General features: G+C 42.1%; 12 protein-coding genes. 6 read left to right on the plus strand and 6 right to left on the minus strand.

The features are described 5' to 3' along the window. Nucleotides 1-432 precede the first annotated feature (432 nt). The gene (locus tag AB6E08_RS21190) at nt 433-699 is read left to right on the plus strand and encodes a DUF2960 family protein (protein ID WP_004733780.1); all 267 of its coding nucleotides are present in this window, start codon (nt 433-435) and stop codon (nt 697-699) included. Between the two features lie 179 nt (nt 700-878). Here AB6E08_RS21190 and nagK read toward each other — a convergent pair whose 3' ends face one another. Both nagK and AB6E08_RS21200 read right to left on the minus strand, forming a co-directional pair. Continuing rightward, nucleotides 879-1,787 carry an N-acetylglucosamine kinase gene (nagK, locus tag AB6E08_RS21195; RefSeq protein ID WP_012603950.1) on the minus strand — a complete coding sequence of 303 codons (909 nt, stop codon included), beginning with the start codon at nt 1,785-1,787 and terminating at the stop codon, nt 879-881. 163 nt (nt 1,788-1,950) lie between these two features. Continuing rightward, nucleotides 1,951-2,697, minus strand: a complete 747-nt coding sequence (locus AB6E08_RS21200; RefSeq protein ID WP_017100056.1) for a tRNA-uridine aminocarboxypropyltransferase — start codon at nt 2,695-2,697, stop codon at nt 1,951-1,953. A gap of 68 nt (nt 2,698-2,765) precedes the next feature. Here AB6E08_RS21200 and AB6E08_RS21205 point away from each other — a divergent pair, with 68 nt between their 5' ends. Then, nucleotides 2,766-3,569, plus strand: a complete 804-nt coding sequence (locus AB6E08_RS21205; RefSeq protein ID WP_069591774.1) for a sterol desaturase family protein — start codon at nt 2,766-2,768, stop codon at nt 3,567-3,569. 223 nt (nt 3,570-3,792) lie between these two features. On the opposite strand, the gene AB6E08_RS21210 is transcribed toward AB6E08_RS21205, so the two are convergent. Next, a complete protein-coding gene (locus tag AB6E08_RS21210; RefSeq protein ID WP_372066556.1) occupies nt 3,793-5,838 on the minus strand; it encodes a methyl-accepting chemotaxis protein in 2,046 nt (681 codons plus the stop codon). Nucleotides 5,839-5,942: 104 nt separating this feature from the next. On the opposite strand from AB6E08_RS21210, the gene AB6E08_RS21215 reads away from it, so the two are divergent. Continuing rightward, complete coding sequence (locus AB6E08_RS21215) at nt 5,943-6,428, plus strand: C40 family peptidase (RefSeq protein WP_017103150.1); 486 nt, start codon at nt 5,943-5,945, stop codon at nt 6,426-6,428. A 91-nt stretch (nt 6,429-6,519) separates the two neighbouring features. On the opposite strand, the gene AB6E08_RS21220 is transcribed toward AB6E08_RS21215, so the two are convergent. Beyond that, on the minus strand, nt 6,520-6,864 hold the full coding sequence (locus AB6E08_RS21220) for a DUF3802 family protein (RefSeq protein WP_009846752.1): 345 nt from the start codon (nt 6,862-6,864) through the stop codon (nt 6,520-6,522). Between the two features lie 454 nt (nt 6,865-7,318). On the opposite strand from AB6E08_RS21220, the gene AB6E08_RS21225 reads away from it, so the two are divergent. Beyond that, nucleotides 7,319-8,185, plus strand: coding sequence for a fructosamine kinase family protein (locus tag AB6E08_RS21225; RefSeq protein WP_017103149.1), 867 nt, complete (start codon nt 7,319-7,321; stop codon nt 8,183-8,185). Between the two features lie 115 nt (nt 8,186-8,300). After that, nucleotides 8,301-8,504 carry a CPXCG motif-containing cysteine-rich protein gene (locus AB6E08_RS21230; RefSeq protein WP_012603956.1) on the plus strand — a complete coding sequence of 68 codons (204 nt, stop codon included), beginning with the start codon at nt 8,301-8,303 and terminating at the stop codon, nt 8,502-8,504. 183 nt (nt 8,505-8,687) lie between these two features. Here AB6E08_RS21230 and AB6E08_RS21235 read toward each other — a convergent pair whose 3' ends face one another. After that, nucleotides 8,688-9,299, minus strand: a complete 612-nt coding sequence (locus AB6E08_RS21235; RefSeq protein WP_029222952.1) for a riboflavin synthase — start codon at nt 9,297-9,299, stop codon at nt 8,688-8,690. A gap of 426 nt (nt 9,300-9,725) precedes the next feature. On the opposite strand from AB6E08_RS21235, the gene AB6E08_RS21240 reads away from it, so the two are divergent. Beyond that, nucleotides 9,726-11,096 (plus strand): MATE family efflux transporter, encoded by a 1,371-nt coding sequence (locus AB6E08_RS21240; protein WP_017103147.1) that lies wholly within the window; start codon nt 9,726-9,728, stop codon nt 11,094-11,096. Nucleotides 11,097-11,215: 119 nt separating this feature from the next. Here AB6E08_RS21240 and AB6E08_RS21245 read toward each other — a convergent pair whose 3' ends face one another. After that, nucleotides 11,216-12,058, minus strand: coding sequence for a DNA ligase (locus tag AB6E08_RS21245; RefSeq protein WP_372066560.1), 843 nt, complete (start codon nt 12,056-12,058; stop codon nt 11,216-11,218). Nucleotides 12,059-12,263: the final 205 nt, after the last annotated feature.

Below are 12,263 nucleotides of genomic sequence, written 5' to 3' on the forward strand. Positions count from 1 at the left end.
AAGAGAAGCTGCTTAGTAAACAAGCGAATGATGACAACTACCTTGAAAAACGCCGTAATGCTCAGCAGCGTCAGAAAGGTTATCGTGGCGATAGCTTGTGAAACCTTTAAGGAAAAGCGCGATTGAATCCGGGATCGGTTGATTATTAGCTTCGCATAGACTCGTTATTCTGTCTTCGACTTCTTTTAATCCTTTGATTCCAGGGTAGTTCTGGATTCGCGTTATAATTCCCATGATCTTTGGGTAAAGCGTATTGCTCATAAGTTCCGTTTAAGTCAGCCAGATTAAAAAATAACGAATAGTATACCACAAAATGCTTATTACACATTCCATTCATGAGGCTAATAAGTGGTAATTTCCTATCATTATCTTGAGTGGCGTACTGTTTTTATGTAGAGTGCGCGCAAAGTAATAATTATATTGGAGAGCACTATGGCTCGTACCATTCTGTACACTTATAAAGATGAAGACAAAGAGTTATTGTTTTCGAAACAAGAACACCGCACGATCCAAGAAGCTGTTGCAGCCGCTGAAGGTATCGACATCACTGAGTATCTAAAAACTGAGCAGCAGCTTGAGTTCATTTCTGATACTAAAGCGGTTCGTAACTACCAAGACAACTATTTCCGTAAGCTTGGTTTTACTAAGCTTACATTGAAGCAAAAAGACAACCTTGGTGTTGGTAAAAAGAAGAAGTAAGCCCTCTGGCTCTTTTTCTTGATATGTAGCTTCTAGCTTTTCGTTTGTAATTAGAGCTAAGAGCTGAAGAAACGAAAACACTGAACAATAAAAAATGCCGCAACCTCTTTCGAGATTGCGGCATTTTTAGTTGTTCTTTTTAACTATCTAACCTTAGCTAGCTTAACGGTAAGTAACGATTACTTAATGTTAAGGAATGCAGCGCCACGAACACCGCCTGAATCACCGTGTTTCGCTTTGATGATTTTCGGACACTTCGCTACAGACAGTAGGTATTTAGGGATACGCTTTGGCATCTCTTCGTAGATAAGTTCGAAGTTTGAAAGTCCGCCACCCAGTGCAACAACGTGTGGGTCAAGACCCGTAAACAGGTTTGCAAAACAGATAGCCAATAGCTCCATAAAGCGATCTACGTGCTCAGCGGCTTTTGATTCGCCTTCGTTGTATGCTTGAATGATCTCGATCGCTTTCTTCTTCTCACCGAAGTAGTGCTCGTAAATCAGTTCGAAGCCGCGACCCGATAAGTAACTGTCTAAACAACCTTTCTTACCACAACCACAACCCAGTAGCGGTGCGTTGTCGCCAAGGTGGAACCAAGCATCTAGAGGAAGGCGCATATGACCTAATTCACCAGCAACGTGGTTACGACCAGAGAACACTTTACCTTCATAAACTAAACCGCCACCGAAGCCTGTACCTAGAATTAGGCCTGCTACTGATGGTTCGTCTTTAAGTTCATCATCCCACGCTTCTGAAAGCGCAAAACAGTTTGCATCATTTTCAATTTTGACACTACGACCAATAAGCGCTTCTAGGTCTTTGCGTAGTGGTTTCCCCGTTGAAGCTGGTACGTTAACAACCAGCATTGTGCCGTCGTCAGCATCTTCCATTCCAGGAAGACCAAGACCAATTTTGCCTTCGCAAGAAAATTCGTTGTCGTACTTCTTTACCAAACCAGCAATTGTATCAAGTAGCAGTTGATAATCTTCAGTGGGCGTTGGTACGCGTTCTGTCGCTACTCGCTCAAGTTTTTCATTGAATGCACCAAACTCAATCTTTGTGCCGCCAACATCGAAGCCGTAATACATGAAATCTCTCCAATTTTTCCCTAAATTCGGGCAAATAAATTTTTGTAAATAAACAACTAAAGAGCATTATCCATAACACTCCCCCTACAAACCGTGATAGATGACAAACTTATCCCGTGTTTGAGTTTGTTTGAACAACAAGTCAGCACAAAGCGGTTAAAGGTTAGAGTGACTTCTCACTTTTAGTATGATCTATGAAAGCATTCAGGCTCGGTTTGGTTGGATCTGACTTATAACGTGTCTTACTTAACATGTAACTTTCCCGAAATGTCTCAAACCATAGCTGTAAAGTCTTGGCACCCTGCTCTTCACCAGCCTGTTTCAAAACCAAGCTCGCCACTTCTGCTGTCGAAAGATGTTGTTCGTTGTCTGACTTTCGCATCATGTATTGAGAAACTGACTCAGGCTCAATCGATAACACAGGTAAATCTTGCAGATATTCTGAGCGACGAAAAATTCGACGTGCCTCGCGCCAGCTACCATCAATAAAGATCAGCAATAGTGTTTTGTTTGGGTCACGCATTTGTGGCAGATCTTGAACCACGCGTGTTTTGTCGTCGGTATAGTCTTCAGGGAACACGATCACAGGTTGGTATTTGTCGTCTTTTAGAACATCCAACATCTCTTGATTTGGCTCAGTACGATGCCAAAGGTAGGCGTAACTGTCTTTTACCGTATCAACAATTAAACGACCGGTGTTACTTGGTTTTAAGATTTCGTTGTCTGACAAGATCAACATAGTCGCGACGTTCGTATCAATGTTAGGTTGATGCTCGCAGATACAGCTGTCTTGTTTTATTTTACAGAACTCACATCGCACTACTTTACACCCGCGCGCATTAAACGGCTTAGTAGCAATGGATAAACGGTGTTGATATAAACGGTGAAAAGCGTGGATTCTCATGGACAATAACGATAGATCTAGAAAAGTGGCACGATTGTACTTACAGTGACCCTAGAATGATAGAAGGAATTCCCATGCAAGACCCATCCCTGCTTCGCCTTGTTTGTTTTATTGTCGTTTTTGGATCATGTGCGCTTTGGGAGTACCGCTTTCCACGTAAAACGCTGACTCAGAGTAAATGGTTTCGTTGGGGAAACAACTTTGCGTTGGTTGCTTTAAACAGTTTTCTATTAGCCACTCTAATTCCAATCGCAGCATTTCAAGCGGCGGTTATCGCACAAGAAAGCCAATGGGGTCTATTCAATACCCTGTCACTTCCTAAAGAACTCAGCATTCTCATCTGTGTTTTACTGTTAGATTGCGCTATTTACCTGCAGCATTTGGTGTTTCACCGTGTTTCATGGCTATGGAAGTTACACCGAGTTCATCATGCAGATCTAGATATTGATGTCACAACCGGAACTCGTTTTCATCCAATCGAGATGATTATTTCAATGCTGATTAAAGTGAGTTTAGTGATCGCGCTTGGTATACCTGTCATCGCTGTTGTCATCTTTGAAATTGTTCTTAACGCCAGCGCGATGTTTAACCACAGCAATGCGCGTCTGCCACTGTGGATTGATAAGCGATTGAGAAAAGTGATTGTGACACCAGACATGCACCGAGTTCATCACTCGGTCATTGTTAAGGAAACGCACTCAAACTTTGGTTTTTTCTTATCGGTGTGGGACATTTGGTTCAAAACCTATCGCGCTCAACCTAAGCTTGGCCATGATAACGTTCAGATTGGCGTTCCAGAGATTCAAGATGGTAAAGAGCAACGGTTAGACTTAATGCTACGTCAGCCATTTGCACGATTCCCGACAACGAAAGACTAGGTTCGAATTCAGTTGAGTCTCAAGTTTAAACTGAGGTCAAACCTATCTTAATAACAAACCTGTCTCTATAACAAACCCGTCTCCATAACAAACCAAGCTTAATACCAAAGCAAGTCGCCCTTAAATTCTTATGAGAACTTAAGGGCGTTTCTGTATCAATAGGAATTTAAGCGTAGCTAGTGCTTCAACTATTATGCTGTCAGGCTTAACTCAGCAAGCTCTTTTATTTCAGTACGTATTTATGAAGCATGGCTTGTTGGTGTCCTGCTATCTCGGCGACTTGTTCTGAGCTTTCAATCATAGACTCTAACTGCAACTTGGTATCTTCACCCTGCTCCGATACACGGGTGATTGAATGTGTAACATCAACAGTGGCTCGGGCTTGTTGTTCTGTCGCCACCATGATTTGCTCGACTCGTCCTTTAATCTGACTCACTGCAACTTCAATCTTTTCAAAAGCTTGCTTGACATCACTACTGGTTTCCAGTGCATTCGCCATTTCGTTTCTCGACTCTGTTACAGACGCCCGTGAGCGATCAGCGGCTGCCACCAATTCATTCATCATATTTCGTATATTAGTGGTTTGCTGAGAAGTATCGCTGGCAAGTTTTCTGACTTCATCGGCAACCACTGCAAAGCCTCGGCCTTGATCTCCTGCTCTCGCTGCTTCTATTGCTGCATTCAATGCGAGTAAGTTAGTGTTGTCAGCAATGCCACTGATCATGTCGACCATTTCCCGAATCTGTTTAACGCGCCCGTCTAAGTCGGCCATCGATTCTTCATTCATGCTTAAAGAGTGTTCTAGTGCATGCAGTCGCTGCTGGTTAAGTCCAACAACTTGACTCCCTGTCACTGACTCATTTTCAGCAAGCTGGGCGTCATCATTCGAGGCGTTAGAAATACGTGCAATTTCACCAATAGATGCTTCAAGCTCTGTAATGGTGGTAATCATGTTTTGAAGTGATTCATTTTGCTCGTGTAAGCTTGAGTTAGTTTGCTCTGCGGCATCGTGACTGACTTCCGCGGTTTGATAAAGCGTTTCACAGTTTCGTGTTACCAAGCGCACTGAATCAGCGGTTGAGTCGACAACAGAATTAAGTTTTGATGCGATAACTTGCAATTCCAATGGGCCAACTAATTGACTCTGTTTTGAAAAATCGTGTTCCGCGAGTAAGCTCATTTGTTGAGTAATGTTTCTGAGTCCTTTGTTCACCCAGCGACGTAATACCAACCATGAAATAGAAATGATGGCCGTTATCACTAATCCACTAATAAATAGTACTTTGTCTATCGTCGCAATTGTCTGATTGACCACAAACTCGCTTTCATCAATTAAAATGGAAGCGGTGTTCGATAGTTGATTTAAGGTCCCTATCACGGTGTTGGCCAGATGGATGACTTTTGCTAAGTCGGCTTCTTGTTGCTCAACAAGTTCTAGCTTTTGCAGGATTTGTCTTAATACACCGTTATCTGCAAAGCCAGATTTAACCATCTCATAAGGCGCTGTTAAGCTTGCGAACTCTACGATGTCTGGATGCCATTCAGAAAAGTCATCATACGCTAGGTTAATGCCTGCAATTCGATTTCGAAGCTCTCTGTATTCGTCTTGCGCTTTTTCTAAGTCTGATTGCATCATCAACATTAGGAAGGTGTTCGCCATTGCAGAAGCACTCGCTGTGAATCGGTTAGCCGCATCGGAAGCTTCTGGGTTGTTCTGAACAAGGAAAGAACTGATACGGTTCATTTCAGGTCCGATGGAACTCACACCATAGCGAAACTCAGTGACTTGGCCATTGATGAGGTTTTGCTTATTCTGAATTTCAATTTGAGACGACAACACTTGGCTAGTCATCAATTGTAAGGTCGCCATGTTCTCGGTTAAGTTTTGTTTTTGTTCAACGGAAATCGCGTCAGGAAAAGATTGGGATATGAAGAGGAGTTCTTCTAGCGTTTGGTTACTTTCGGCAACTAACACGTCGATCGAGTTGCCTGTTGTGCTAAGCGTATTTAGGTCGGTTGATTGGGTGCTATAAGTAAGAAGTTTTACCTGCTCCAACACGCTTTGTGTTAATTCGGCGTTGTTTAATGCAAGAGGTAATGCTTGTTCCGAAAGTGCTTCAAAATGGCCCCCGACCCGAACGACGCCTCGGAGACTGACCAAAGATAAAAAGATGACGAGTAAAAGAATGGAAATAAATACAGCGGTGACAGTTTGAATGAGCGAGAATGTATAACGTGAAGGTTTTATTGATAAATTTGTGTCGGGCATGTGAAATCCAGTTTGACTACGAAAAAAGATATCCTTAAGTTAGTTCGTATACTAGAAGTCCTTGATGACGTTTATATTTCAGTTTTTTGTCAGAAGAGTTACATATGAAATTCAGAAAAATGGCTGTAGTTACAATAACTTTAGCAACATTGGCTGCTTGTAGCTCTACGCCATCCCCTTCTCAGCTTAGTCAAACCGCACACAAGCCTCTGTCAAAGTTAGAGCAATCAACGACCAATGCGTATATGAGTGTGTATGAACAGTGGAAAGGTGTGCCATATCATTTCGGTGGGACTTCATTTAGAGGCGTAGATTGCTCTGCTTTCGTTCAAATCGCAGTGCAAACTGCGACCCAGCAAGCCTTACCGAGAACCACAAAAGCTCAAGTTAAAAAGGGAAAGGAAATAGCGTATGGACAGGCAATAAGTGGTGACTTGGTGTTTTTCAAAACATCGATGACGGTACGACACGTCGGTGTATATTTAGGAAACAATCAATTCCTACATGCTTCGACATCGAAAGGTGTCATTATATCGAGATTGGATAACCCTTATTGGGCCTCTAAGTTTTGGCATTTTAGGCGTTTATAGTGATTAAAAGATTAACTGATAACACAGTTGCTTTGAAGGTACTATTTAAACGCCTATCGCTGTTTAGCCTAGTAAATGTACTAGAAGCTAATTAGTCGTATTGAGCGACCGCAGTATCAAACAGATTCTTCACTAATGCGATGTATTCATCTAAGAATACAATTTGTTCGTTAGTCGCTTTTTTTGACCATACACCAGCTAACACTTCACCTAAATCAGCCACCACTGAATCCGCTTCTTTCAATAGTTGAAAACGAACGCTTGAATGTAACTCAGGGTTTTGCTCGAAAATAGCCATGATATTTGTTGATATCATGTCAGTGATGATGTCTTCGACACTTTCATTACCTGTATCGCCATTACTATTAGTAAAGACATCTAGGTTAAATGATAAGTGTTCGATCAAAGCCAAATAGCCATCGGTTTCTACAACCACAATAAATCTCCGTTTAAGCTCAAGAGCAGATTAATATGTACCTGCCTAATACTATGTATATGAGTCTGTTTGTCATCTCTTTATTACTAAAAACTGTATTAAAGTGATCCGAGTTAGCATTTAAGCTTAAATTTCAATCAAAACACCCTAACTTCACCAAACACACCTAAAATATAGTGAAAAATAATCTCAACCTATTTCTGCGATTCTATTGTATGAAAATCATCATGCCGTGAGATTAGTTCCAAACTATTTCCTTATATCATTCTCAATTTCTGTTTTGATTTCAAAGGGCTTGAATCAGTTTGAGTTCACAAATCAGCCAATTGATTCTACATTAGTTGAAGAAGAGCCAAGAACATTGACGAGTGCGTCTATAAATTGCTCAGATTTATCCTAAACTATTGCTATTAAACAAACTGTATTTCTAACCTTCAGTCTTTGAGGATTTCCTATGTGGCAGGCCATTTCTCAACAACTTTCAGATACTCTTCTATTTAACTTCCAGATAACTGAACGTACCAAGGTTTCTGGTGGCGACATTAACGATTGCTATATGATTAGCGATGGTAACGAACGTTACTTTGTAAAAGTGAACCAGCGAGAATTTTTACCTAAGTTTGAAATTGAAGCTGAGAATTTACGCTTGTTAAGAGAGACCTCTACCGTTTATGTTCCTGAGTTGGTACTGATTGGTAAAACCAAAGAATGCTCGTTCATTATCCTTAATTACTTGCCGACCAAGCCGCTTGAAACAAGCAATAATAGCTATGACTTTGGCGTTCAACTTGCTCAATTGCATCAATGGGGTGAACAGAAAGAGTTTGGTTGTGACCAAGACAATTATATTGGTAGCACCCTTCAACCCAACCCTTGGCATAAGAAATGGGGGCGTTTTTTCTCTGAGCAACGCATTGGCTTCCAACTGCAATTGTTAAAAGAAAAAGGCATCGAATTCGGCGATATCGATGACATTGTTGATGTAGTGAATATGCGTCTTGCAGGCCACAACCCTCGCCCTTCTTTGCTTCATGGAGACCTTTGGAACGGCAATGTTGCTAACTCAGCCTTTGGGCCAATCTGTTACGATCCCGCTTGTTATTGGGGCGATCATGAATGTGATTTAGCGCTAACTGAACTGTTTGAAGGGTTTTCAAAAGAGTTTTATGAAGGTTACCAGAGCGTCAATCCACTCGACGTTGGCTATACTGAACGGAAAGACATTTATAATTTGTACCATCTTCTCAACCACTGCAATCAATTTGGCGGCGAGTATTTAGCACAAACTGAGGCGTGTATTCAGAAGATACAGGCCGTTTAACACCAATCACAGCTAGCTACTGCGATCGATATAAGTGCAACGTTCGATATCGCTATTTGTTACGCCCCATACAAGCTACTACGATTAGTGCAAGTTACAGTGAGGATAATTCGCCATGCATAAATACACAGAGAAACATGTTTCTTGCCCCCATTGTGGTCATGCAATTAGCATAACGCTGGATGCTTCTAATGGGAGCCAAGATTTTTACGACGATTGCCCTGCATGTTGCAATGCAATTCATCTGGACATGCAGGTTGATGAATTGAGAGACAGAATCCATCTCTCGATTGATGCAGACGACGAACAAGTGTTCTAACACAATTACTCTCTTGTCGAGCTACACCTACACCTACACCTACACCTACACCTACACCTCGATTTTGAAGCTAGCCTAGAAAAACACAAAAATAAAAAAAGAGCACTTAATGTGCTCTTTTTTAACATCTTCGATTTTTACTTAGTCAACGCTTTTGGGGCGCGTGTTATTGATGAACCGCTACTACGACTTCTGGTTCGCTAGCACGCGCTCAACAGTATCAACAATCGCTTGTGTTTGAGGGTCAAACTCAATATTTACTTGGTCGCCTATTTCGCGGCTGCCAAACAAAGTGCGATTTAGCGTTTCAGGAATCAAGTGTACAGAGAAACGGTTCTCTTCCACTTCACCTATCGTCAATGAACAACCATCAACGCCAATATAACCCTTGCTGAATACATACTTCATTGATTCCTGTGGCAACTCAAACCAAAGCGTGCGGTTGTTTTCAGTCTTGATCACATCCACTAAGTTCGCCATCAACGTAATGTGGCCAGACATACTATGCCCGCCAATTTCATCACCAAATTTTGCTGCTCGCTCAACATTCACTTTATCACCAACAGTCAGTTGGCCTAAGTTCGTCAATCGCAATGTGGCTTGCATTAAATCAAAAGCAATCTGATTGCCCGAAATTTCCGTTACCGTTAAGCAACAACCGTTATGAGCTACTGAGGCACCAATCGCTAATCCCTCAACCATTTCGTTGCTTAGCTCAATGGTATGAGTCTGAAACAACTCTTTTTTGTTTATAGCAACCAGTGTTGCCATGCCTTGAACGATACCTGTAAACATAAGATTCCTATTTAGCATTCTAGGGCGTGTTGACCTTTCTCGGTTAAATTTTGTTCGAGATAAAAGCGTTTTAATCGCGGCGAGGGGGAAGTAGCCTAGCATCCTAAGCAAATATCCCTCAACAAAGAGTAAAACGCTTTTAGCCGAACCCTTCGGGCAGCGTTTGCTGGTCATTTTTACTACGTTATCGGCTTCTCATGTAGGCTAGCTACACATCGAAGCCTCTGCCTTGTATAAACACCCAGCAACTCGCTGCAAAAATCAGCTCGAAAGATCAACACGCCCTAATAACAGTTTTTCATAGCAGTTATTGTGACATTTCTTTATGATTCGTCCAGTGGAAGCTTAAGATCATTGTCTCTGATTCCTTCAGAATGTCCTTTCCTACACTATTATTCTAATTTTCCCTCTTATTTGGAGTTGTTTGTGCATCGTTACAAAGAAGAATCCTCGAATCTAATCAAACTTGCGACCCCAGTATTGATCGCATCTGTTGCACAAACTGGAATGGGTTTTGTTGATACCGTAATGGCCGGTGGTGTAAGTGCTATCGATATGGCGGCGGTTTCGATTGCAGCAAGTATCTGGCTACCATCAATCTTATTTGGTGTGGGTCTATTGATGGCGTTGGTTCCTGTCGTTGCACAACTTCATGGTTCTGGTAGACAAGTAAAAATTCCATTTGAGATTCAACAAGGTGCGTTTTTAGCGCTTGTCATCTCCCTTCCAATCATTGGCGTACTTTTTCAGACACAACTGATATTGGAGTGGATGGACATAGAACAACTCATGGCAGAAAAAACCATCGGTTATATGAATGCGGTGATGTTTGCGGTTCCTGCATTTTTGTTGTTCCAAACTTTGAGAAGCTTTACAGATGGTATGTCTTTAACTAAGCCTGCAATGGTGATTGGTTTTATTGGCTTGCTATTAAACATCCCGCTTAACTGGATGTTCGTATACGGAAAGCTTGGCGCTCCCGCTCTGGGTGGTGTTGGCTGTGGCGTTGCAACGGCTATCGTATATTGGGTGATGTTTGCTCTGCTGTTCGCTTACGTTTTAACATCAAAGCGTTTGGCTAAAATCAATATCTTCGGTACGTTCCACAAGCCTCAGCTCAAAGCACAAATTCGTTTGTTTAAACTGGGCTTTCCAGTTGCTGCTGCTATCTTCTTTGAGGTGACGCTATTCGCTGTTGTTTCTCTGTTGGTTGCCCCTCTTGGGTCTTTGGTTGTCGCCGCACACCAGGTTGCAATTAACTTCTCGTCACTGATATTTATGATACCAATGAGTATCGGTGCCGCCGTGAGTATTCGTGTTGGCCATAAGTTGGGTGAAAACAACACTGAAGGTGCGAAAATTGCAACACACGTGGGTATCATCGTCGGTTTGGTAACCGCCTTTATGACAGCGGCATTAACAGTATTGTTTAGAGAGCAGGTTTCGTTACTTTACACAGAGAACACGGCGGTAGTTACCGTTGCAATGCAATTGTTGTTGTTCGCTGCGGTTTATCAATGTACCGATGCAATCCAAGTTATCGCTGCAGGTGCTTTGCGTGGATACAAAGACATGCGTTCGATCTTCAACATTACCTTCGTAGCGTATTGGTTACTTGGTCTTCCTATCGGCTACATATTAGGAATGAAAGATTGGATTGTTGAACCTATGGGCGCACATGGCTTCTGGATTGGTTTCATTGTCGGCCTAACATCAGCTGCCATTATGCTCGGTATGCGTTTGCATTGGATGCATAAACAAGACGATGATGTTCAGTTAGAATTTAGCTCTCGTTAGATCCGTCCTCGCGAAACCGGTATCGCCGTTATTGCATACAAAAAGAGCTCTGATTTTCAGGGCTCTTTTCGCTTACGGCTGTAAATAATTTTGGGGGCGATTAGTTTATACTCAAGAGATTAGTATTCACTCTTCTCTCTAACAAAGCGCGCAAACTTGGGCTTTCCGTTTTGAGTAAAGCCATTGTATCGAAAAGTAATACGGCTGCCTATTTCGGGCGGTGCGAGCCTCATCTGGTCACTGAACCCACTTCCAATATAAAATTCCACACCCTCTTCTGTGTGAACCAAAATAGAACCCATCATCCCTTTATACTTCCCTGTTCCACCTTTGTAGCCAATAACCGTGGCTTCCGCATCGTGATGCCTTTTAAGCTTTAAAAGGTCATTACTTCGGCCTGCTTGATAGCGACTGGTGATCTTACGAAGCATCAAACCTTCACCATTACTCTCATCGACATTATCGAGTTGATGGAACAGAGCTTCTTCATTGTGAACCGGTACATGTTCGATGTAGCTGACATGAGGTTCTCCAATCATGCTTACCCAATGCAAGATGTTGTAATAGCGCTTTTGATAATCACCAGCGGCCCCTGGCATATCAAACAGCATGAAATCTATTTGGCGCCACGCTACGTCACTAGGCGTATGATCGAGGACGGTAGATTGGACTAAGTGGAATTGACCTCTTCCTGCCCACAACTCCCCTTCGAGATATACCTTAGGCAAGTTTTTTGTAAACCACTTCGGTGAGTAAATGCGATTCCCATTTCGAGTATAAAGGTGTTGTCCGTCCCAAAGAGCCCGAATCCCATCAAGCTTTTCACTCTTCCAGTATTCAGAAACATCAATGCCTTGTTGGTATGTATTGGCCAGTACCAAATGGTCGGGAGGTAAATAGGATGAATGAGAAGAAAGCGAACACGCCCATAGAGTTGCTATCGCCAATTTAGTTAATCTCATCATCTGCTCCGTATTGATATCTGTAGTGGTCAACAAACGCCTTTAATCCTAAGCGTTCTGACACGTAGGTAGACAACCTTTGCTAGAAGATGCGATCCACACATCAACCTTATTTAACTTTCAATTTCATTCATATAATTAATGACTTATAGGGGCTTTGTTGCGTAATTAAATTTAAAGATAGAACAACCCCGTTTCGCGTATT

Source organism: Vibrio sp. 10N.247.310.24 (assembly GCF_041467175.1).
In the GTDB taxonomy this organism is placed as follows: Bacteria; Pseudomonadota; Gammaproteobacteria; order Enterobacterales; family Vibrionaceae; genus Vibrio; species Vibrio tasmaniensis_A.